At 38.3% G+C, this 22,153-nt stretch carries 22 protein-coding genes, 1 rRNA gene and 1 riboswitch; of the genes, 6 read left to right on the forward strand and 17 right to left on the reverse strand.

What is annotated here, in order from left to right; genetic code table 11:
* The 7 genes from F606_RS0117205 to ade all read right to left on the reverse strand — a co-directional run.
* Positions 1–427, reverse strand: a 16S ribosomal RNA gene (locus F606_RS0117205); the annotation flags it as partial.
* 368 nt (positions 428–795) lie between these two features.
* A complete protein-coding gene (locus tag F606_RS0117210) occupies positions 796–1,065 on the reverse strand; it encodes an OadG family protein (RefSeq protein WP_019555134.1) in 270 nt (89 codons plus the stop codon).
* 122 nt (positions 1,066–1,187) lie between these two features.
* Positions 1,188–1,448, reverse strand: coding sequence for a GIY-YIG nuclease family protein (locus F606_RS0117215; RefSeq protein ID WP_019555135.1), 261 nt, complete (start codon positions 1,446–1,448; stop codon positions 1,188–1,190).
* Positions 1,448–2,044 carry a peptidylprolyl isomerase gene (locus F606_RS0117220; RefSeq protein WP_019555136.1) on the reverse strand — a complete coding sequence of 199 codons (597 nt, stop codon included), beginning with the start codon at positions 2,042–2,044 and terminating at the stop codon, positions 1,448–1,450. The genes F606_RS0117215 and F606_RS0117220 overlap by 1 nt, the downstream gene beginning before the upstream one ends.
* A gap of 12 nt (positions 2,045–2,056) precedes the next feature.
* Positions 2,057–2,773 carry an MBL fold metallo-hydrolase gene (locus F606_RS0117225; protein WP_019555137.1) on the reverse strand — a complete coding sequence of 239 codons (717 nt, stop codon included), beginning with the start codon at positions 2,771–2,773 and terminating at the stop codon, positions 2,057–2,059.
* Positions 2,774–2,902: 129 nt separating this feature from the next.
* Positions 2,903–3,166: a hypothetical protein gene (locus tag F606_RS0117230; protein WP_019555138.1), complete on the reverse strand. Its 264-nt coding sequence runs from the start codon at positions 3,164–3,166 to the stop codon at positions 2,903–2,905.
* Positions 3,166–4,908, reverse strand: coding sequence for an adenine deaminase (gene ade, locus F606_RS0117235; protein ID WP_019555139.1), 1,743 nt, complete (start codon positions 4,906–4,908; stop codon positions 3,166–3,168). Before ade ends, F606_RS0117230 begins: the two co-directional genes overlap by 1 nt.
* A 93-nt stretch (positions 4,909–5,001) precedes the next feature.
* Between ade and F606_RS0117240 the strand changes: the two genes are divergently transcribed.
* On the forward strand, positions 5,002–5,217 hold the full coding sequence (locus F606_RS0117240; protein ID WP_019555140.1) for a (2Fe-2S)-binding protein: 216 nt from the start codon (positions 5,002–5,004) through the stop codon (positions 5,215–5,217).
* 60 nt (positions 5,218–5,277) lie between these two features.
* Here the strand turns inward: F606_RS0117240 and F606_RS0117245 are convergent, their stop codons facing one another.
* From F606_RS0117245 to F606_RS0117270, 6 genes are all read right to left on the reverse strand, one after another.
* Positions 5,278–6,183, reverse strand: a complete 906-nt coding sequence (locus F606_RS0117245; protein WP_019555141.1) for a YitT family protein — start codon at positions 6,181–6,183, stop codon at positions 5,278–5,280.
* Positions 6,184–6,205: 22 nt separating this feature from the next.
* The gene (locus tag F606_RS0117250) at positions 6,206–6,808 is read right to left on the reverse strand and encodes a hypothetical protein (protein WP_019555142.1); all 603 of its coding nucleotides are present in this window, start codon (positions 6,806–6,808) and stop codon (positions 6,206–6,208) included.
* Between the two features lie 16 nt (positions 6,809–6,824).
* On the reverse strand, positions 6,825–9,014 hold the full coding sequence (locus tag F606_RS0117255; protein ID WP_019555143.1) for a DNA topoisomerase III: 2,190 nt from the start codon (positions 9,012–9,014) through the stop codon (positions 6,825–6,827).
* 176 nt (positions 9,015–9,190) lie between these two features.
* The gene (locus F606_RS0117260; protein ID WP_019555144.1) at positions 9,191–9,514 is read right to left on the reverse strand and encodes a branched-chain amino acid transport AzlD family protein; all 324 of its coding nucleotides are present in this window, start codon (positions 9,512–9,514) and stop codon (positions 9,191–9,193) included.
* Positions 9,507–10,211, reverse strand: a complete 705-nt coding sequence (locus tag F606_RS0117265; protein ID WP_019555145.1) for an AzlC family ABC transporter permease — start codon at positions 10,209–10,211, stop codon at positions 9,507–9,509. Before F606_RS0117265 ends, F606_RS0117260 begins: the two co-directional genes overlap by 8 nt.
* 202 nt (positions 10,212–10,413) lie before the next feature.
* Positions 10,414–11,646 (reverse strand): aminopeptidase, encoded by a 1,233-nt coding sequence (locus F606_RS0117270; RefSeq protein ID WP_019555146.1) that lies wholly within the window; start codon positions 11,644–11,646, stop codon positions 10,414–10,416.
* Between the two features lie 149 nt (positions 11,647–11,795).
* Here F606_RS0117270 and F606_RS0117275 point away from each other — a divergent pair, with 149 nt between their 5' ends.
* Positions 11,796–12,959, forward strand: a complete 1,164-nt coding sequence (locus F606_RS0117275; RefSeq protein ID WP_019555147.1) for a M20 metallopeptidase family protein — start codon at positions 11,796–11,798, stop codon at positions 12,957–12,959.
* Positions 12,960–13,118: 159 nt separating this feature from the next.
* Here the strand turns inward: F606_RS0117275 and F606_RS0117280 are convergent, their stop codons facing one another.
* The gene (locus F606_RS0117280; protein WP_019555148.1) at positions 13,119–13,565 is read right to left on the reverse strand and encodes a CBS domain-containing protein; all 447 of its coding nucleotides are present in this window, start codon (positions 13,563–13,565) and stop codon (positions 13,119–13,121) included.
* Between the two features lie 201 nt (positions 13,566–13,766).
* A riboswitch (THF riboswitch) is annotated at positions 13,767–13,866 on the forward strand.
* Between the two features lie 66 nt (positions 13,867–13,932).
* Here F606_RS0117280 and F606_RS0117285 point away from each other — a divergent pair.
* Positions 13,933–14,439, forward strand: coding sequence for a folate family ECF transporter S component (locus tag F606_RS0117285; protein WP_019555149.1), 507 nt, complete (start codon positions 13,933–13,935; stop codon positions 14,437–14,439).
* 90 nt (positions 14,440–14,529) lie between these two features.
* On the opposite strand, the gene F606_RS0117290 is transcribed toward F606_RS0117285, so the two are convergent.
* Complete coding sequence (locus F606_RS0117290) at positions 14,530–15,933, reverse strand: aspartate ammonia-lyase (protein ID WP_019555150.1); 1,404 nt, start codon at positions 15,931–15,933, stop codon at positions 14,530–14,532.
* A gap of 272 nt (positions 15,934–16,205) precedes the next feature.
* Between F606_RS0117290 and F606_RS0117295 the strand changes: the two genes are divergently transcribed.
* From F606_RS0117295 to F606_RS0117305, 3 genes are all read left to right on the forward strand, one after another.
* Positions 16,206–17,213, forward strand: a complete 1,008-nt coding sequence (locus tag F606_RS0117295) for an AI-2E family transporter (RefSeq protein ID WP_019555151.1) — start codon at positions 16,206–16,208, stop codon at positions 17,211–17,213.
* An 81-nt stretch (positions 17,214–17,294) separates the two neighbouring features.
* Positions 17,295–18,959: an ABC transporter ATP-binding protein gene (locus F606_RS0117300; protein ID WP_211210095.1), complete on the forward strand. Its 1,665-nt coding sequence runs from the start codon at positions 17,295–17,297 to the stop codon at positions 18,957–18,959.
* Between the two features lies 1 nt (position 18,960).
* The gene (locus tag F606_RS0117305) at positions 18,961–20,862 is read left to right on the forward strand and encodes an ABC transporter ATP-binding protein (RefSeq protein ID WP_019555153.1); all 1,902 of its coding nucleotides are present in this window, start codon (positions 18,961–18,963) and stop codon (positions 20,860–20,862) included.
* A gap of 36 nt (positions 20,863–20,898) precedes the next feature.
* On the opposite strand, the gene panD is transcribed toward F606_RS0117305, so the two are convergent.
* Both panD and panC read right to left on the reverse strand, forming a co-directional pair.
* On the reverse strand, positions 20,899–21,282 hold the full coding sequence (gene panD, locus F606_RS0117310) for an aspartate 1-decarboxylase (RefSeq protein WP_019555154.1): 384 nt from the start codon (positions 21,280–21,282) through the stop codon (positions 20,899–20,901).
* Between the two features lie 5 nt (positions 21,283–21,287).
* On the reverse strand, positions 21,288–22,136 hold the full coding sequence (panC, locus tag F606_RS0117315; protein WP_026329470.1) for a pantoate--beta-alanine ligase: 849 nt from the start codon (positions 22,134–22,136) through the stop codon (positions 21,288–21,290).
* Positions 22,137–22,153: the final 17 nt, after the last annotated feature.

Here is a 22,153-nt window from a genome sequence, read left to right on the forward strand (position 1 = left end):
TTCATCCTCTCAGACCGGCTACTGATCGTTGCCTTGGTGGGCATTTACCCCGCCAACTAGCTAATCAGACGCAGACCCATCTTTTAGTGACAGCTTATATATAGAGGCCATCTTTAGTAGCTTTCCCATGTGGGAAAGACACAACATTCGGTATTAGCACCGCTTTCGCGATGTTGTCCCCATCTAAAAGGTAGGTTGTCTACGCGTTACTCACCCGTTCGCCACTAAACTAAGCTCAACACCCAATCTTCTGACTGGATGTGTTGCACTTTTAAAATGCGTGGTGAATTCATTCTTCATCCACTCGCATTCCGGCTTAACATCTCTACTTTTAAAAGATTCGGTGTTAAGCTTAGTTCCGTTCGACTTGCATGTGTTAAGCACGCCGCCAGCGTTCGTCCTGAGCCAGGATCAAACTCTCCAATAAATTATATTAGAGAACCTTGATAGGCTCTTTAAAAATCTAAATTATCTTTTTTGTTAAAAGAAATTGTTAGTTGTTGTTTTCAAACGCAAGCGTTCGAAAACCGCACATCTGGCTTGATACATGTTGGTGTACATATATCTTTTTGTTTTCTACATTGTTTAGTTTTCAAAGAACACGTTGCTAGCACTTGCTTAAGTCAGCTTGTATAGATTATCACATCCGCAAGCGGTTGTCAATATCTTTTTTCGAAACCAGTTGATGACTTGCGTTAAAGACAAGTGAATCGGTGATTTCGTTTTTGTTTTCGCCGTTGTTATTGGCGACTTGTAATATATTACACTCTTTCAGCTTTGCTGTCAATACTTTATTTATCTTTTAAATGGCTGCTTACCACTTTCCGTTTGTGCCAGTTCCTTCCACCTTTTATTGACAACTGGTTTTACGGCTTTAATTTTAAAATCATTATAGCCATAAGCCATAATAGCTGCCGTGAGAACCGCCGCCAATTCTTCATCAACGCTAATAACCTCCACCAATTCGCTTGGATCTGCTTCTATTTCCGTAATTTTAACCTGCTTCGATTCTGCAAACAAATTCTTTACTTCTGCGATTATTCCTGAAAAAAATCCTTTACTCATATATTCCCCTGCTTTCCTTATTCATCAGCAGCCCATTTAGGACTACCATAAAACATACTAGTTGCCCTTCACTGATTTATAAAAGAGGCGGCTGATCCGCCCCTATTTAAGAATCATTCAATTTAAAGCGGCTTTGGTACAAAGCTGTTAATGAGCTGTAATTTTTGATCTCTTTTTAATTGTTTAATAGCATACTCTCGTTTTTGTGCTTCTTGTTTTGTAATAAAGCTCTCAAAATACACCAGTTTTACCGGTATACGGCAACGAGTATATTTTGCTCCTTTTTTACTGTTATGATTTGCTAAACGTTTTTCTAAATCACTTGTCCAGCCCGTATAGAATGTTCCATCGGCACATTCTAGAATATAAGTGAAGGCATCCATTATTTTTGTTCTTGAATCGTTATTGTATTGATAACAACATCTTCTACCGGTTTATCATTCGGACCTGTTTGAACTTTGCCAATTGCTTTTACAACATCCATATTTTTAATAACTTTACCAAAAACAGCATGTTTACCATCAAGCCATGGTGTTTTGTCTAATGTAATAAAAAATTGCGAACCACCAGTATTAGGACCAGCATTTGCCATCGATAAAATACCTGGCGCATCATGTTTTAAGTCAGGATGGAATTCATCCTTAATCGTATACCCTGGACCGCCCATACCAGTTCCTTCCGGGTCACCACCTTGAATCATGAAACCAGCAATAACGCGATGAAAGATAAGATTGTTATAAAAACCTTTATCCACCAATGTTATAAAGTTTTTTGTTGTCTGCGGAGCTTTATCTTCAAAAAGTTCCACTGTAAACTGACCTTTATTTGTATCAAAAACAGCTACTCTATTTTTGGCGTTTGTCGCTAACGGTGCTGCATCAGCTTTTGTATCAGCCTGTCCCGCTGCACTACCAAAACAACCCGTTGTAAGAAGCATAAACATGGTAACGATTGTAATCATTAAAGTTTTTTTAGACATTTATCAACTCTCCTATTTTATTATTTGTATAGTTTCACCTGGTTTGACTGGAATCCAAAGCTGAATATCCTTTTCTGGCTCAAACAAGTCTTTTGCTGGAACCCATGGAGCATTTTGCGCATTATGCATCGTAACCAATTGTTTGACTGTCGTCCTGCGGCAAAACTCCCTAACTCCCAAATCACAAAATTCCTCCAGCCTTAAATCCACTGGGAAAAATGCTACATCAGCTTCTAATCCATCCAATTTTTTCATCTGCTTCATAAAACCATTTTTCGCCAATGAATTATTTTCTTCCGTATCACCTTTCCAGTGCCACCAATTAAAGTCGCCAGCATGAAAAATATTCCAGCCTTCTACTTCGACTAAAAACGAAATCCCCGCATCCGTTGAACTAAAGGATGTCACTTTAATGTTATCTGATGTATATTCATCATATATATCTAAATAATTCACTTTTTTCGCATCAATTTTTTCCACTTCCGGATTTTGTTTAATATCAAAGCTTAAAAAGTATTGCGCTACGTGTTCTTGGAACGAACTAATCACTGGATTAAAGTGATCATAATGAACATGTGAACTGAAAACATAGATTTGTTTTCCCGTTTGCATTGCCGAAATTATATCATGGTGTGGATCTTTAAAATAATCAAATACCAATACAGTTTGATCTAATTCAACGATAAAGCCACTATGTAACATATAGGTTATTTTTGCTTGTTTTGGCATATCTGTTCTCCTTATCATAAAATTCATATCCGTTTAACATATTGTTTTATTTTATCACGGATCAGACGATAAATCGAATCCATTCAATGAACATTTTTAAAATCCAAGTTTTTTCTTATAATATCGATTTTACCGATTGCAACGACGTTTTTTCTTACTGCTTACAGTTAAATTACGATTACCGCTGCGTTTATTTTCTTGCAGCCCCTGTGTAGCAGCAAGTGTACGACCACGTTTCCATAAAATAAAATATTTCAACAAAATGAGCAGCATACTAATACCAAAAACCACATCCATGACACTTTGCAAGGTATCGCCAAAAGGCCACTGCCGTGTTAATAAATGCCAACCAAAAATGAAGGCAAAGGCAATATCGATTATTTTATCAGACATTAGCATGGCCCCTTTCCTGATGAAGTTTCTTCTACCATTACTGGAACCAAAGCAAAGGTATCGACGTCAACAAGACCTAAATCCGTAAGCTTTAATTCCGGAATAACCGGCAATGCCAAAAATGCTAACGTCAAAAAAGGATCATAATAATCATAAATTCCCAGTTCATGGGCAATTTTCTTCAAAAAGGACAAGCGTTCTTCAACAAAAGTAACACTCTGATCTGACATCAATCCGGCAATTGGTAGTGCCAGCGATCCTAGAACTTTTCCTCCAGCCACAATGGCCAGACCACCTTGAATACGTTCTAATTCTTTTGCCGCTACTATAATGTCCTCATCACAATCACCAATTGCAATAAGATTATGCGAATCATGTGCAATCGTCGAAGCAATCGCACCTTTTTTGAGTCCAAAACCTTGTACCAGACCAACCCCAATATTACCAGTCGCATGATGTCGTTCAAATACAGCCAGTTTTAATAGATTCTGACTTGCATCAGCCATCACGAAGCCATCCTGTACGGGTACTTTCATGATGAGATTTTTGGTGATAATTTGATGTGGTACCAGTCCAATTACTCTTGCCGTATCACCATATGCGGCAATTCTCAGTTTAGCCGGATCGATTGGTGCCAAATGCATGGTATGTTCAATATCCGCAGGGATTTTTGCCATAGTATTAAATAAAGTTTCTTTATTTTTTGCGACCATAACACCATCTTTAAAAACCATACATGGTTTCCATTCTTCCAAATCATCAAAGACGAGAAGATCTGCCTTATACTTGGGTGCAATCGCCCCAGTATCTTCTAAATGAAAATACCGGGCTGAATTGATTGTTGCCATTTGCAATGCCGTCGCAACCGGAATACCTTCCTCTACAGCAACTTTTACCATATGATTAATATGTCCTTCTGCAATCAGATCGGCTGGGTGGCGATCATCGGCGGCAAAACAGCAAAATTGAGATGTATAAGCATTAATCATTGGCAGGAGCGGACGCAAATTTTTAGCGGCCGAACCCTCACGAATCATAATATACATACCCGCCCGCAATTTTTCCATTGCCTGATGAGGTGTTACACATTCATGATCGGACTGTACCCCGGCTGCTGCATAAGCCATTAAATCATTACCAGACAGCCCCGGAGCATGTCCATCAATTTTTTTATGCTTTGCCAAACGGATTTTATCCAATACCATCGGATCAGCTGCAAGAACCCCCGGATAATTCATCATTTCTCCCAACCCCAAAATTCGTGGATGGTTAATCAATTCTGCCAGATCCGCTGCCAAAAGTTTTGCCCCTGAATTTTCTAAATGAGTTGCTGGTACACAAGATGGCAGCATCATGTAGACATTCAGCGGTAAGTCTTCTGTCGCATCGAGTAAATAACGGATTCCCGCCATCCCCATAACATTCGCAATTTCATGCGGATCGGCAATCACCGTTGTCGTACCAGCTGGCACAACAGCACGGGCAAATTCAAGTGGACTAAGCATCGAACTTTCCAAGTGAATATGTCCATCGATAAAACCTGGCGTAACATATTTCCCTCGTAAGTCAATTTCTTGTTCCCCTTCATAGTTTCCAATTCCAGCAATTCGCCCTTCAACAATCGCGATATCACCTTTGATAAATTCACCCGTAAACACGTGGAAAACTTCGGCATTCTTTAAAACCAGCTCGGCTTTTCTTTCACCTTTCGCTGTCATAATCAAATTTTTTAATAAATTCATCTTTTCACCTGCAAAATTATACTTGATTTTTTTCATCATTCTATTATATTATCAAATCAGCAAAAAATAAATACAAGAAACGAGGGATTCTATATGAATGAAGATCTGCAAGCGGCTGTTATCGATAAATTAACCAAAACCTGTACTTGCAAAAGTATTAATCGTATGGCTGTAAAAAAAGCGATCGTAAGTGGCTGTCATACCGTCGAAGCCGTCAATAAGGCTGTTGGAACAGGAAGCGGTGCCTGTAAAGGTCGCGGCTGCGGTCCGCGCATCCAAGAAATCCTTGATGATTTTTTAAACAAATAAAAGCACACACTAGTAGAAAAAGATGCCGTGATTTCACACAGCATCTTTTTTTCATGGCTTTTATTTTTTAATAAAAGCTGCTAAATGTTCTTTTTCTTTACGATCTTTGATCATCTTATCAATTTTATCCCGCGGCAAAGTAAACCCTCGCCCCATTACTTCATTGGCGCTAAGCACAATCATAAAAGCCATTGGATCGATAAGATTCGCAATAATTTTTATTTTAGCAATCTGCGTCAGATTCACTACAACAAAAATAACCTTTTTTTCCTGATGGGTAAAAGCACCTTCACCTTTGAGAAAAGTAACCCCTCGACCAACCTCTTTGATGATCTCATCGGCAATATCTACCGTTTTATCGGAAACTAGAATAATTGTTTTTTTATTATTAAAGCCAGCTACCACTTTATCCGTAACCAAAGAACTAACAAACATAGATATAAGTGTAAACATGGCTGGTTTTATGCCAAAAAGCATCGCAGCTATTACCATAATCACACAATTAAAAGCAAAAATAACGCCGCCCATGTTCAATGAATAATATTTTTTTGCAATGGCAGCTACAATATCGAGACCACCAGAATTACCATTCACGCGAAAAATAATTCCATAGCCAATCCCCGTGAATACACCACCATAAATCGCCGCTAACATAGGATCGTCAACGACATTGTAAGCTTCCAAAAATTGCATTCCATCAATACAAAGCGAAAATAACACTGTGCCAAAAATAACATCAATGGTATAAGCTTTCCCCATCGTTTTATACGCTGCAAATAATAACGGTAAATTATAGATAAGCATTTGTGTACCTATCGGTAACCCGAATAAGTAATAACAACTGATTGCTATTCCACTAATACCGCCACTGAGCAAATTATTTGGTACTAAAAATAAGTTAATCGCCGCACTGCTGATTAAGCAGCCAAATAAAATCAGGCCATAGCGCAAAACTTTTCCCTGCATTATTTACCTCCTGGTCGAATTTTTACGATTGGTTTGTTTTGACACGGCTAGTATCAACATCCTTGGACCCCATATAGATTGTATTGACATCATTCGGATTCACTGGCTGATTCAAATCGACATCCGAGGTTTTTATATCACTATTTTCATCAATGATTAAATTTGTGATGCGAAATTCGGTCAGATAGCCCTCATCGGGATCTAGCTGCAAAAGCAGTTTTTCCTGCTTATCTTTTTCATTCGCATAAATATAAAACAGTTTGCCGCCCAGCATCGTTCTGGTGGATTTTCCATAAACTCTCTGCATTTTATATGGCGTTGCCCCAATTTTAATACCATTTGCATCAACATAGTTTTTATCGCCAATTTGTATATCAACAACTTGATTATGGAGCGTATCCAAACCAATTTTTGTATCATCTTTGTACATATAATAGGTCACCATGGTACCAGCAATCAATTTACTTAGATCAAAACGAGGCTTGCCTATTTTATCAGTCATCGATTGATAATCATCGCCCAGTTTTATTCCCTTATAACTAAAACTCGCATCATTCTTCACCGCAAGAACCGTCCCAGACAGCGTCAGCAATAAGCATACAAGTATTATGATTTTTTTCAGCATTACTATATCCTCCTGCTCACTTTAAATTCAACTTGGCCAGCGCTTCGGCAAGAGCCGTATTGATCGGTTCTTCTGTTTGCTTTTTCTGTTCATTTAAATATCGTGCCACTTCACTTTTCGACACACGATTGACATTTTCCTTGCTTTTTCTTTTTTGGAATGAAGCTAATTTTTCCCGATAGCCACAGGAACAGACAAAAATCTTGCCTTCACCCTCGCCACGCATTTCAAGCTTTTTATGACAAGTTGGACAGCGAGCATTCGTAACCAAAGAAATCGATTTTCTATACCCGCATTCTCGGTCTTGGCAAACGAACATTTTACCTTTTTTTCCATTAACTTCAAGCATAAATTTCCCACATTCCGGGCATTTTGTCCGAGTCATATTATCATGATGGAATTTGGCTTGTGAATTTTTGATTTGCTGAACAAGCAATTTTGCATATTCTTTAATATGTCCAATAAAAGCCGTCTGAGCCAGTGATCCTTTGGCTATTGAAATTAACTGTTGTTCCCATTTTGCCGTAAGTGCTGGTTCTTTAAGATCATTTGGCACCAGTTCTAAAAGCTGACGTCCTTTCGCTGTCATAAAGATATCCTGACCACGTTTTTCAATCACAAAGCTGCCAAATAGTTTTTCAATGATGTCTGCCCTTGTTGCTACCGTTCCCAGTCCACCTGTTTCACCAATGGTTTGTTTTAATGATTTGCTGTCACCTGACATATATTGTACCGGGTTTTCCATTGCAGCCAGCAACGTACCTTCCGTAAAAGGTGCTGGCGGTTTTGTCTGCCCCTGCGTTAACATCACTTTTATGCCTTTTAGCACATCACCTTTATGTAAATTCGGCAATGCTTGCTCGACAATCGTCTCGTTGCTCTTGTCCTCATCATAAATGCCCCGATAAACTTCTTTCCATCCTAAACTAGATACAATCTTGCCACGCGCCATAAAATTTTCTTGTTTGATTTTCACAGTCATTGTTGTTTGCTCATATTCAAATGGCGGATAAAGAACGGCAATAAAACGTTTTACGACAAGATCATAAATTTTTCTTTCCTTATCGCTTAAAGCCGTCAAATTCACAAATTGCTCCGTCGGGATAATCGCATGATGATCCGATACCTTTGTATCATCCACAAAGTGTTTACTTGGTTTAATTTGCTTGCCTGCCTGAAATGCAATTTTCGTATAAGGTCCAACGCCACATGCTTTCAGTCGATCTTTTAGTGTCGGGACGATATCGGCGGAAATATAGCGCGAATCCGTCCTTGGATAGGTTAATACCTTATGCGACTCGTACAATTTCTGCATAATTGAAACCGTTTCTTTGGCGGAAAAAGAGAAGATTTTATTGGCATCACGTTGTAATTCTGTCAAATCATACAGCTGTGGGGCAAAAGATTTTTTAGCTGTTTTTTCGATCTGTACAACCTCCGCTGGTGCCCCTGCCAACGATTTAAGTAGATCATCCATTCTATTTTTATCAAAAGAATGCACTCCTGAATTTTTTGCATCCTGCCATGTCAATTTCAGTGTACCAGACTGTGCACTAAGTCCATAATATGTTTTCGCAATAAAATTATGAATTTCATTTTCGCGCATGGCAATGATTGACAATGTCGGCGTCTGTACTCGTCCACAGGAAAGCTGGGCATTGTATTTACAAGTCAAAGCCCTTGTTGCATTAATACCTACATACCAATCGGACTCAGCTCTCGCTACCGCCGAATGATATAGATTTTCATAATCCTTACCAGCACGAAGTTTCGCAAATCCTTCTTTAATAGCTTTATCCGTGACAGATGAAATCCACAATCGTTTCACAGGCTTATGAATTTGGGCTTTTTCTAAAATCCAGCGTGCTACAAGTTCGCCTTCACGACCAGCATCTGTCGCAATAACGATTTCCGTTACATCTTTGCGCCGCAGCTGTTCCTTTACCGCATGATATTGCTTCGAAGTTTGCCGAATCACTACCAAATCTAATTCTTTTGGCATAATTGGCAGTTCATCGATCTTCCATGTTTTGTAATTTTCGCCATAAGCTTCGGGATCAGCCAGCGTAACCAGATGTCCCAACGCCCATGTCACAATATATTTACTGCCTTCGATAAAACCATTACCCGATTTCGTACAACCAAGTACGCGGGCTAAATCACGGCCTACCGAAGGTTTTTCTGCTAACACACAAATTTTACTCATAAGAAACCTCACTCTATTTATTGTTATAACTTTATAGTAACACAACTTGATGAAAATAATCAAAATCCAATGAAATTCTAAGAAAAATCGAAATGAACCGGTTGCTTCTTTAGCTCGATATCGTCAAAAAAGAACTTTGCCCGAAAAAACAACCAGGCAAAGCTATCGAATAGACTTTATATAATATTTTCTAACATCCAAAAAGCAGCCATCCCTACCAGAATGCTTTTACTTAGCGACTTCGTTTTAACTGCTACAATAAAAACAGCAATAGATGCCAAAAAGCTGATATTGGTTAAATTAAAATTCAATTGATTGCCATCCAAAAATATTTCTGAAAAAACCAATGCACCAAAAACCGAAGTCGGCACATAATTGAGCCAGCGCTCTATCCAAGGAGCTAATTTCACTTTCGCTAAAATGAACGGCGGTAATACTCGGGGTATATAAGACACGATACACATGCCTATTGTACAAACAAAGATTTCTTCACTACTCATTTTTTTCACATCGCCCCTCAACAACACAACCTATTGTCGCCGCAATCAGTGTCGCTGTTACAATATGTAGTTTATGCGTCAAAATCCCCGATAAAGCCAAAGCGATACACCCCGACAACACACCAATAATAATGAGTTTTTTATTAACAAAATGAAAAGACCATAACCCAATGAACATTGCCGTCAAAGTATAACTCACCACAGCCATATCGATTACCAAAACATTTCCGGCAACATTGCCTAATACATTACTAAAAACCCAGCAACCGTGTGCTAATATATTAACACCTAACGCTTTATCTGCATTCCACGCTGTCTCAGCCCCCGCAAATTTGCTCATATTCACTGCAAAGGTTTCATCTGTAATTCCTTGAGCAAACAGACTTAAATATGTATTATTTTTTTCCATCAGGTAAACTGCCAAACTTGAACTATACAGCATATGACGCAAATTCACAATAAAGGTAGTCATAATGATTGATGTACTCGATGCAGCTCCCCCCATCATTGCCAACGCAATGAACTGACCACTACCAGCAAAAACCAATAGTGACATAACTCCCACTTCGAAAGGAGTCAATCCAACTTTTTGTGATAAAACGCCGCCAGCAAAACCTAAAGGTAAATACCCCAGCCAAATTGGCCAGACCGCCTTCACAACCGCTTTATTAAAAATATCCTTTAAAATACACAGCACCTTCTATCATATTCTTTATTATCTAAATTTAAACAAAGAACTTTCTTTCTTTTTAATCATCATATGATACATGCACCTATATTATATATAGAACAAATCCATTTAGCAATAAACAATTCAATAACTTTAAAACGCGGCAAAAACACCCCTGATCAAAATCAAGTGTCTCTGCCGCATTTTCTTAGATTAAATTTTGTTTAGTTTAAAAAGAAACGAAATTTCCATTTTTAAATACAGCGACTTCTGTGCCATCTTTCATAATACCAGTAATTTCTAAATCTTCGGTTCCAACCATAAAATCTTCATGAACCAAAGAGTCATTCACGCCTGCTTTGTGTAGCTCTTTCGCACTCATATTTTCCCCATTTTTAATACAAACCGGATAGGCTTTACCGAAAGCTAAATGACACGATGCATTTTCATCAAATAATGTATTATAAAACAAAATTTTGGAATTTGAAATCGGTGAATCGTACGGCACGAGTGCTACTTCACCGAGACGCGCCGACCCTTCATCTGTTTCCAGAAGTTTTGCCAGTATTTCTTGACCCTGCTCCGCCGAATAAGCGATGACTTTTCCTGCCTCAAAGGTCAACGTAAATTTATCAATCAAATTCCCATGATAATTGAGCGGTTTTGAACTCACAACCGTTCCATTCACACCATCTGCTTTTGGCATACTATAAACTTCTTCCGTTGGCATGTTCGCTACAAACGGTCTTTTATCTGGTGTCAACTCAGCGCCGCTGATCCAAAGATGTCCATCGGGAAGTTCAATTTTTAGATCTGTACCGGCAGCATTCTTATAATGCAAATATTTAAAAGCATACTGATTCATGAAATCTTTTGCTTTTTCAAGATTGCCTAAATGTTGCTCCCAATTTTTCACAGGATCACTTTCATCATCAATCCGCACCGTTTGAAAAATAGTCTGCCAAAGTTTATCCACAGCCTCTATGGTTTGCATTTCGGGAAAAACCTTTCCCGCCCAAGCAGTTGTTGGAATTGAAACAACACACCAAGCATTCTGGTTGCTCATCATCCGTTCTCTATATTCTTTCAATGCTGTACTGCTGGATTTTTGAGCTCTAGCCATTCGATCTGCATTCACAGCCTTAAAGATTTCTGGATCGGACGCTGCAATTGAAATAAACGCTGCATCTTGTTTGGCATAACCAATATATAACTGCTTTCGCCACTCAGGAAAAGCATCAAAGACTTCTTCCGGCGCCATAGTAAAGCGAATTTTTTCGAGTTTTTCGTCATTCCAGCTTACAATAACCTCTTTTGCCCCAGCGTTATAAGCAGTCGTCGCTAAGAGTCTTGTAAACGGCGCACATTCGATAGGTGAATTGATCACCAGCAATTGATCTTTTTTTAAATTGACACCTGTATGAATAACCAAGCGAGCATATTTTTCTAATTTGTTTTGCAAATAAAGCACCTCCAAGATATAACATTCTTCTTTGATTATTGTATCATATCCCTTTCAATTAGAGAAAATTAAAATTCCCCGTTTGCCATAACGATCGATCTATATTATAATAATGCATATATTTTTAATATGAAAAGAAGGTTTATACTATGATAGATATTTATGCCTGTGCCAAAAAACATTATGATTGGGCTGTAAATTTACGCCGCTATTTTCATGTTCATCCCGAACTGAGTGGTCAAGAATATAAAACGCAAGAAAAAATATGTCAGGAATTACAATTGCTGGGAGTTCCTTTTTATAAAGCAGCTAAAACAGGAGTTATCGCTGAAATCAAAGGGGGAAAACCGGGCAAAACCATTGCAATCCGCACGGATATCGATGCACTGCCACTGCAAGATGAATGCGGTCAAATTTATCAATCACAAAATCAGGGAGCCTGTCATGCCTGCGGACATGATGGACATATGGCGGTTCTGTTTGGTACAATCCGTATTTTAAACGACTTACAAGCAGATTTGTCTGGAACATTTCGCTTTCTATTTCAGCCCAGCGAAGAAGAATTCCCCAGTGGTGCTAAAGAGTTAATCGCAGCTGGTGCATTAGATGGTATTGATGCTATTATCGGAGCACATATTTGGCAGCCAGTTCCATTAGGCACGATTGGTATTTCTTACGGAAATCTAATGGCTGCACCGGATAAATTCCAGATAAAAATCACAGGTAAAGGTGGGCATGGCTCAATGCCTGAACAAACAATTGATCCCATCTTGACGGCAGCCCAAATCATCTTAGGTCTGAACACCATTGTCAGCCGCAACATTGACCCACTTGATTTGGGTGTTGTCTCGGTAGGTTCCATTCATGCTGGACAGGCATTCAACATTATTCCCGAAACAGCAGTCATTGAAGGTACAGTTCGTTCGTTTTCCAAAAAAATCCAAAAGTTAATTTTCAACCGAATCGAAACGATTACACAGGGAATATGTGCTGGCAACGGAGCCACTTACACCATTGATACCGTCATGGAACGTCCCGCCGTCATTAACAATCCCTTGTATGCAAAAGCAATAAAAGCTGCCGTTGATCTTTGCGAAAGCAATATTAAAGCTAAAGAAATTCCGCCCGTTATGTCTGGTGAGGATTTTTCCTATTATCTTCATAAGGTACCTGGTGCATTTTTCTTTATCGGTACCGGATCTGCTAAAAGCACCTATCCGCATCACCATCCAAAATTCGATATTGATGAGGAATGTATACTCTATGGTATGGAAGTCATGGCTCGTACCGCCATTCGCTTAGCAAACACCTAACAAAAAAGGGTTGGCCGGAAAATCCGGTCAACCCTTTTTTTATATAACTTTTCCGATCATCTCCTATAACTAAGAGATTTTTGTTTTGCTTGTTTTTCTGGTTTACCCTAACGATTTTAGCCATTCCCCCTTTCAATGAAAAAATTAAAGTTAATGATTTCATTCAATCAGAGTTCGAATCATATCCGTACGGCTGATCATACCGACCAGATTGCCCGCTTTGACTACCGGTATACGCTTGATATGATGTTCAATCATCAATTTTCCCACTTCACTAATATCAACATCTTCATCGACAACAATGACTTTTTCCGTCATGATTTCCTCTGCCGAAAAAGCAATCATTTTTCTAAAATCTTCATTATATTGTTTTAAACCATTATAATACACAATTGCCCCTAAAATATTGAGTGCATCAGGAATTCTTGGCACAACTTCTTTGTGCAGAAGATCACCTTCGCTGACAATTCCCAACAGCTTTCCATCAGTCCCCACTACCGGTACACCAGAAATCCTATTTTCAACAAGTATCTTGGCAAGTTCCTGAATTGTCGTCTTTGGACCTACTGTTATCAAATTATCTGCCATAATATCTCTTGCTTTCATAAAAAACACCCCATTTTACTAGGCTCGTATTAACCTTTAAAGTTTTTTGATTATTTTGTTAATATACTAATTCTATTTTTTAAACCAATCTCCTGCTAGAAACAACCGTTTTAAATTTATTTATAATTATATTTTTTATTACGCTGCTTCATTTAAAAGCAGGATTTTTTTCTTTTGTCTATAATTCTTAATTATATCACTAGCAGAGTAAGTCGTTGTGCGTCAAGTGTCAGATGAACGGGGAGTTGACATCTGAACGAAAAGCTAAGAGCTTGCGGTACAGCCACTGCATCCCGCTGTTACATTATAGAGAACATCTCTCTTATGTAGCAACGTCGCTATTAAAATTACATAAGGAGGTGTTTTTTTGTTTTCTTCTAAAACAAAAACCGTAGTCTTTAGCGGTGTATTTATCGCCTTAACGGTAATTCTCACGCATGTTTTTGCCATCCAGACACCATTTCTGCGCATCAGCTTTGGTTTTTTGCCCATTGCTGTATTTGCCATGTTATTTGGTCCCTGGAAAACAGGTTTAATGGCCGCCATAGCTGATATATTAGGTGGTATGATCTTTTCCCCGGGTCTTTTTTTCCCAGGATTTACACTGAGTGCTTTTCTGGCTGGTATCATTTATGGTTATTTTTTCTATAAGAAAAAAATTTCCATTAAAACACTTTTTATCGCCAGCAGCCTGATTTTATTATTCATTGATCTGGGACTCAATACAATTTGGCTTAGCATGCTATACAATAAAGCAGCTGAAGCGATCATAGTAAGTCGTACCATCAAGTCCTTGCTGATGCTCCCAATTCATATTTTTCTCCTTTATATGGTTCACAAGCCATTATTACTGTATTATAAACCGCTAAAATAAAATAAATGGAGATTCCTGTAATTTTACAGGAATCTCCATTTATTTTTATAACGTATCAACTATATAAGTTGCATTAAATATATGAATTTTTTATTTTAAAAGATCACTGCCGGCAATACCAGGCTGCGTCATTTCAGCTGGTGACAAAATATGATCCATTGCCGCTTTGGTGAGCAGACCTTTTTCTAAAATAATTTGGCGAATTGGTTTGCCAGTACTATAAGCTTCTTTCGCAAGCATGGAGGAATTTTCATAACCAATATGCGGCAATAATGCAGTTACAATTCCCACACTCTTATCGAGCCAAGTTTCACACTGCTGTCTGTTTGGTTGCAAATCAATCAATAATTTATCAACAAATGTATTGACTGCATTTGTTAAATAACGCATCGAATTAAATAAATTAAACGCAATGACTGGTTCCATAACATTTAATTCAAACTGACCATTTTCAACGCCAAGGCTGACTGCCATATCATTCGCAATAACTTGATAGCAGGTCTGATCCAGTACTTCAGCAATTACAGGATTTACTTTCCCTGGCATAATCGAAGAACCTGGTTGACGAGCTGGTAATTTGATTTCATTCAAGCCACAGCGCGGACCAGATGCCATAAGTCTGAAATCATTTGCCATTTTAACTAATACTAAAGCTGTTACTTTGAGTGACCCTGAAACATCTGCAAATCCATCTGTATTATTTGTTGCATCAATTAAATTGGTCGCTGTAATAAATTTTTCACCAGTAATATCTGATAAAGCTTTTTCTACAGCCTTTATGTATGCAGGTTCTGCATTTAGACCTGTCCCAACAGCTGTAGCCCCCATATTGATGGTATGGACACCTTCCACTGCATATTCAATACGTTTGATGCCACGGCGAATAGCAGATGCATACGATGCCATTTCCTGCCCCAATGTAATTGGCACAGCATCTTGCAGATGAGTACGACCCATTTTTAATACATCTTTATATTCAACGGCCTTCTTTTCAAGTTCATCAACCAAACGATTCAATGCTTTGATCAGTGAAATACTTTTATGTATAATACATACTTTGATGCCTGTTGGAAAAGCATCATTCGTTGACTGTGCCATATTTGCATGATTATTCGGAGAAATAATATCATAATTTCCTTTGGCTTCACCAATAATTTCTAGAGCTCGGTTTACCAAAACTTCATTTGTGTTCATATTAACAGATGTTCCTGCTCCTCCTTGAATCGGGTCCACAGGAAACTGATCATGTAATTTCCCAGCAATGACTTCATCCGCTGCTGCGACTAAAGCATTCCCTATTTTTGCTTCCAATCGACCAGTGGACATATTTGCAATCGCTGCTGCTTTTTTTACAAAGGCCATTGCAATAATGAAGTCACGGTCCAATCGTTCTCCCGTAATATTAAAATTTTCCATAGCGCGTAATGTTTGCACCCCATAATATACATCATCCGGTACTTCCATTTCACCTAAAAAATCATGTTCTTTTCTCATTTTTAATCTCCAGCCTTTCTCTCTCGCTATAAGATTCAAAATTATCATAAGGTTTCGAATCTTGTTTCTATTAATATTAGTTATGTTTTAATTACCTTACAAATGCATTGTATCATGTATACAATATTCAATCAAGTACTTTTTAGTATTTTGTATACAAAAATACTAAAATATTTTTATTTTTTTAAAAAGCTCTATTTATATGAAATTTAAAGAAAAACACGTTATAATAAAAGCATTACACATAACTATAAAATATACAGGAGGTCCCTATGTGGCTTAAATATCGAACATCAATCTTGGTTGGAATCAGTTTCTCTTTATTATTCTCCATGCTTTGGTTTTTTCAATCCTTATCTTTTATCAGTTTTATTTCACTACTCTTAACGCTTTTGCTACGTTCCAGTGTTGACCGATTGACAAAAAAAATGCCGCGGAGCCTGGCATCGGGAATTATTTTACTTACTTTTATTGCTGCCGTGATTACATTTTTAGGACTGGTATCAAAAACATTTATCCCGACTTTTGCCGCTTTTATAGCCGATATACCACGTATTTCAAATACGTTACAGGATTTACCGATCTTTCATATATCCGATTTTATCACACAGGAGATTGAATCTTTACTAAAAGAAATGACGGCTTTCAGCATATCAGCTTTAACGTCTTCGTTAAGTATTATCTTCAGTATTTTTAGTAAATTTATTGACCTCGTCATTATCTTGTTTGTTACGTTTTATTTATTAAAAGATGGTGAAGAAATCAAAAATTACATGGTCGGTCTCTTTCCTAGAAAAGATAATTCAAGAATCTTATCTTTATTCAATGATATATTAGAAGCACTGCGCACCTATATCCGCAGTCAAATCACCATTTGTTTTATCACGGGTATCATCGTGTTTTTGTATTTCACGATCCGGGATCTTCCCTATGCCTCCGTATTTGCTGCTGTATCGGGCATTAGTGAATTTGTCCCTGTCGTTGGTCCAACACTCGCTTCAGCCTTTGGAACGATCCTTACAACTACACAATCACCAGTCTACGGTGCACAGACTTTGATTTTCTACATCATCCTTACACAAGTAAATCACAATATCATCTATCCCTATTTAATAGGCAAATCACTAAATCTTCATCCAGTAGCGATTATTTTGAGTATTATTTTCGGTGGGGAACTCCATGGCGCCATTGGAATGTTTCTTGCCGTTCCCTGCATGGTCATCATCAAACTAGTCGTAGAAGATATTTGCAAAGACCGCCACAATATAATAACAAAATAGAAGGACATGTGTATAAGTATGATACGAAAACTACTACCCTGTTTAGGGACTTATAAAAAATATGCCATTTTAACGCCACTGATGATTGGAATCGAAGTCTTGCTTGAAGTATGGATTCCTTGGATTATGGCTTCCATTGTCGATCATGGTATCCAGGGAAACGGCGGTATTGACTATACTGTAAAAATGGGATTACTCATGATTGTTATGGCCTGCTGCTCTTTATTTTTTGGTGCCTTAGCCGGTAAATTTGCTGCACAGGCTGGCATCGGCTTCGGCAAAAATCTACGAACTCTGCTTTTTGCCAAAGTACAAGAATTTTCATTTATCAATGTCGACAAATTCACTACAGGATCTTTAGTTACCAGGCTGACAACGGATGTAACCAATACGCAGAATGCGTTTATGTTATTGCTGCGTCTAGCCTTTCGTGCCCCAATTATGCTTATCGGTGCAACGTGTATGGCCATCTATGTGAATCCCCGCTTATCACTGATTTTTTTTGCAGCAATTCCCTTTTTATCAATTGCTTTATATTTTATTTTGATTAAAGCTCATCCACGTTTTTTAACTATGCTCAAAAATTATGATAGCATGAATAGTATTGTTCAGGAAAATTTGATAAATATTCGCGTTGTAAAATCTTTTGTAAGAGAAAACTATGAAAAGCAAAAATTTGCAAAATCCGCTGAAGCCGTACGAAGCGCTCAATTTTTTGCGGAAAAACTGGTTATTTTAAATATGCCGCTCATGGAAATTTGCATGTATTGCTGCATCATTGCCGTTTTATGGTTCGGCGGCAGTCTCGTTATCAATTCTACTATGGAAATCGGCGAACTTTCTAGTTTTATCAGTTATATTATGCAAATTTTAATTTCACTTATGATGATTTCGATGCTTATGATTATTTCTGTACTGTCACGAGCATCCCTAGGACGCATATCCGAAATCATCGACGAACATCCCGCTATTCATGAAAATAAAGCCGGCTATGCCGCACCACTAAATGGTTCAATTGAATTCCGTGATGTCTCCTTTGCCTATGATGAACTTTCGCAAAATCTAGTATTATCCCATATCAACCTTAAAATAAAAGCCGGTGAAACGATTGGTATCATTGGTGGCACAGGCTCAGGCAAAAGCACCTTAGTTCAGCTAATTCCCCGTCTTTATGAAACCAGCACTGGACAAGTCTTCGTTGATGGTAAAGATGTAAAAAAATATCGTCTGCCAGCACTGCGTGATACCGTGGCGATGGTTCTGCAAAAAAACCTTGTGTTTTCAGGTACTATTCGCGAAAATCTTTGTTGGGGTAAAAAAGATGCTACCGAAGCCGAAATTATTGCTGCCTGCAAAGCAGCCCAAGCGCATGACTTTATTATGCAATGGCCTGAAGGCTATGATACCAATTTAGGTCAAAATGGTGTAAATGTCTCCGGTGGTCAAAAACAAAGACTTTGTATTGCCAGAGCATTGTTGAAAAGACCAAAGATCATTATTTTTGATGACTCAACGAGTGCCATTGATACAGCAACCGAAAACAAGCTCCGTAAAGCGTTAAAAGAACAAGTGCAAAATGCAACAACGATCATCATCGCACAAAGAATATCATCTTTAAGCGATACAGATCGAATTATTGTTATGGACGATGGTAAAATTGATGCCTTTGGTTCACACCAAGAACTTCTGCAAACGAATAAAATTTACCAAGAAGTTTATAAATCCCAGCAGAAAGGGGTGTCTTGATATGCCAAAGCCAAAAGCAATGAATTTCCAACATCCCATTGGTGAAAAGCCAAAAAACATCTGGCCAACCATTCGCCGTATCTTTTGTTATATGAGGGAAGACAAATTTCTCTTTTGCTTTATTTTTGCTGCCATTGTTTGCAGCAGCGCCGCCCAAGTCGTTGGAGCCGCTTTACTCCAATATATCATTGACGATTTCATTTTACCACTTGCGCAAAATTATAATGAAGATCTACAACAAGGTTTCATTAAAATATTGTTCTATATGGGAATCATTTATGGCCTGGGTGCAGCCGCATCTTACACCTATATGCGGCTGATGCTGTTACTATCAATAAAAACATTATATAAGATACGCCAGGACTTATTCCATAAAATGGAGGCATTGTCGATACATTATTTCGACCAGCATACACATGGTGAATTGATGAGTCTATACACCAATGATACCGATACCCTGCGCGAAATGCTTTCCAATAGTGTTGCAAACTTTGTAGCAGCATCGCTGCTCCTGCTTGGCGTATTTTCCACAATGCTTGTCTTTAGCTGGCAGCTCACTGTGCTCGTTATACTCCAGCTTTTTCTCATTTTTTATTGTATGAAGAAGATCGGTGGCAAAAGCCGCTTATATTTTAAACAGCAGCAGAATGCTTTGGGGCAGCTCAACGGTTTCATTGAAGAAATTATCGATGGTCAAAAAGTTGTAAAGGTTTTTTGTCATGAAGAACATGCTTTAACTGATTTTAGCAAATTAAATGAAGACCTATGTCGCGTAAGTACAAATGCGAATATCTTTTCTAATATACTCATGCCCATCATGTCTAATATTGCAAATATCCATTATGCACTTACGACCATTCTTGGCAGTATCTTAGCGATTTATGGAATTTTGTCGGTTGGTACGGTTATAGCATTCTTACAGCTCACCCGTAATTTTTCTATGCCAATCACACGTATTTCACAGCAATTCAATACGATGCTAAGTGCTTTGGCTGGTGCCGAAAGAATTTTCCGTCTAATTGATGAACCACCAGAAGAAGATCAAGGCTCCATTACCTTGACAACGAGTGATGACAAAAGAAATACAATCAATGGTGATACGACTTGTGACTTAAGTCTTTTCAGCTGGAAAATCCCTCATAAAGATGGAACTTTGACCTATCAACCCCTCACCGGTCACATCGAATTCAAAAATGTTTTTTTTGGCTATAAAGCCAATCAACCCGTTTTAAAAGGAATCAGTTTGCAAGCTGTACGTGGACAAAAAATTGCTTTTGTCGGTTCAACTGGAGCTGGTAAAACAACAATTACCAATCTAATCAACCGCTTTTACGATATAACAGAGGGTACGATTTTATATGATGGAATTCCCATCAACAAAATCAGTAAAACTTCTCTTAGGCAGTCGTTATCGATGGTTTTGCAGGATACCCACCTTTTTACAGGAACGGTTATGGACAACATTCGTTACGGCTGCCTCTCGGCAAGTGATAAAACTGTTATCCATGCGGCAAAGCTCGCCAATGCCGACACCTTTATAAGGCATCTGCCGCAAGGTTATGAAACTGATTTAACTGCCGATGGCATCAATCTTTCACAAGGTCAAAGGCAACTGATTGCAATTGCCCGCGCGGCAGTAGCCAATACACCTGTATTGATTTTTGATGAAGCAACCTCCTCAATTGATACAAGAACCGAAGAATTGATTGATGAGGGTATGAAAAGTCTCATGCAGGGGAAAACCGTCTTTATCATCGCCCATCGTTTGTCAACTGTTAAAAATGCAGATATGATCATGGTTTTAGAACAAGGTACAATCATTGAACGCGGCAGTCACGATGAACTTATCGAAAAAAAAGGCAAATATTATCAGCTCTATACCGGTATGTTTGAATTATCCTAAAAAACAGGTCCAGCTCAGTTGAGTTGGACCTGTTTTTTAATTGTATTGGTTTTCGTATTCAATATGACGAATTTCTTTTATTTTATTCTTTGCATCTACCATCACAACTAGTGGTTGGTATACCTCTGCTTCTTCTTGATGCATAAAAACATAAGCCATGATAATTACAATATCATTCGGCTGCACCAGACGAGCCGCTGCCCCATTGAGACAGATAACACCGGAGCCCGCTTTGCCAGGTATTACATACGTTTCCAGTCTTGTACCATTATTATTATTGACCACCTGCACTCTTTCATTTGGCAAAATATGTGCTGCTTTCATAAGATCGCTGTCAATCGTAATGCTTCCCATATATTGTAAATTTGCTTCTGTTACAACCGCGCAATGAATCTTTGATTTCAGTAAATTTAGCAGCATCGTGTTCAACCTCCAAAAACAATATTATCAATCAATCTTGTCTTACCGAATTTCACAGCAACTGCTAGCAAAACCGGTTGATCGACCATTTCTATTTGACCCAATGCTGGAAAAGAATACAACTCAACATAATCAATCTTAGCTAGTGGTTCACTCATGATAGAAGCAGCCGTAAGATTTTTTAACGCTTCGACATTTGTTTCGCCTGCCAAATAGTTTTTTTTCGCTTTTTTCAGGCTAGCTGATAAGATATAAGCTGCTTTTTTTTCAGTTTCTGACAGATAGGTATTCCGTGAACTAAGCGCTAACCCATCTTTATCGCGAACAATCGGCACCATTTGAATCACAACATTCATATTAAGATCCTGAACAAATTGTTTAATAACAACAACCTGCTGGGCATCTTTCTGACCAAAAAAAACCTGATCCGATTCGATTATATGAATGAGTTTTGTCACAACGGTTGCCACGCCGCGAAAATGGCCTGGTCTAGAAGCACCACAAAGTTTATCTGTTTTACTTCCATCAACCATAATATATGTGTTAAACCCTTGCGGATACATTTCTAACGGCTCTGGATGAAATACAGCATCCACGCGTTCACTCTCCAGTTTTACACAATCACTCTCAAAGACTCGTGGGTAGGTCGTAAAATCTTCATTTGGTCCAAACTGGATCGGATTCACAAAAATACTGGCAATGACGATATCGCATTTTTGTTTAGCTGTATGCATCAAAGCTAAATGCCCCTCATGCAAAGCTCCCATGGTTGGGACCAAACCAATTGTCTTCCCTTGGCGACGTATTATTTGAATATAGTTTTTAACATCGGCTATTGTACGCAAGATTTTAATATTCATGGATTACACCC

It is taken from the genome of Propionispira raffinosivorans DSM 20765, from assembly GCF_000381065.1.
In the GTDB taxonomy this organism is placed as follows: Bacteria; Bacillota; Negativicutes; order Selenomonadales; family Selenomonadaceae; genus Propionispira; species Propionispira raffinosivorans.

Bases quoted from the DNA above. Each gene is read 5' to 3' on its own strand.
- F606_RS0117210 (WP_019555134.1), bottom strand. From the start codon at position 1,065: ATGAGTAAAGGATTTTTTTCAGGAATAATCGCAGAAGTAAAGAATTTG.
- F606_RS0117215 (WP_019555135.1), bottom strand. From the start codon at position 1,448: ATGGATGCCTTCACTTATATTCTAGAATGTGCCGATGGAACATTCTAT.
- F606_RS0117220 (WP_019555136.1), bottom strand. From the start codon at position 2,044: ATGTCTAAAAAAACTTTAATGATTACAATCGTTACCATGTTTATGCTT.
- F606_RS0117225 (WP_019555137.1), bottom strand. From the start codon at position 2,773: ATGCCAAAACAAGCAAAAATAACCTATATGTTACATAGTGGCTTTATC.
- F606_RS0117230 (WP_019555138.1), bottom strand. From the start codon at position 3,166: ATGTCTGATAAAATAATCGATATTGCCTTTGCCTTCATTTTTGGTTGG.
- ade (WP_019555139.1), bottom strand. From the start codon at position 4,908: ATGAATTTATTAAAAAATTTGATTATGACAGCGAAAGGTGAAAGAAAA.
- F606_RS0117240 (WP_019555140.1), top strand. From the start codon at position 5,002: ATGAATGAAGATCTGCAAGCGGCTGTTATCGATAAATTAACCAAAACC.
- F606_RS0117245 (WP_019555141.1), bottom strand. From the start codon at position 6,183: ATGCAGGGAAAAGTTTTGCGCTATGGCCTGATTTTATTTGGCTGCTTA.
- F606_RS0117250 (WP_019555142.1), bottom strand. From the start codon at position 6,808: ATGCTGAAAAAAATCATAATACTTGTATGCTTATTGCTGACGCTGTCT.
- F606_RS0117255 (WP_019555143.1), bottom strand. From the start codon at position 9,014: ATGAGTAAAATTTGTGTGTTAGCAGAAAAACCTTCGGTAGGCCGTGAT.
- F606_RS0117260 (WP_019555144.1), bottom strand. From the start codon at position 9,514: ATGAGTAGTGAAGAAATCTTTGTTTGTACAATAGGCATGTGTATCGTG.
- F606_RS0117275 (WP_019555147.1), top strand. From the start codon at position 11,796: ATGATAGATATTTATGCCTGTGCCAAAAAACATTATGATTGGGCTGTA.
- F606_RS0117280 (WP_019555148.1), bottom strand. From the start codon at position 13,565: ATGAAAGCAAGAGATATTATGGCAGATAATTTGATAACAGTAGGTCCA.
- F606_RS0117290 (WP_019555150.1), bottom strand. From the start codon at position 15,933: ATGAGAAAAGAACATGATTTTTTAGGTGAAATGGAAGTACCGGATGAT.
- F606_RS0117295 (WP_019555151.1), top strand. From the start codon at position 16,206: ATGTGGCTTAAATATCGAACATCAATCTTGGTTGGAATCAGTTTCTCT.
- F606_RS0117300 (WP_211210095.1), top strand. From the start codon at position 17,295: ATGATTGGAATCGAAGTCTTGCTTGAAGTATGGATTCCTTGGATTATG.
- F606_RS0117305 (WP_019555153.1), top strand. From the start codon at position 18,961: ATGCCAAAGCCAAAAGCAATGAATTTCCAACATCCCATTGGTGAAAAG.
- panD (WP_019555154.1), bottom strand. From the start codon at position 21,282: ATGCTGCTAAATTTACTGAAATCAAAGATTCATTGCGCGGTTGTAACA.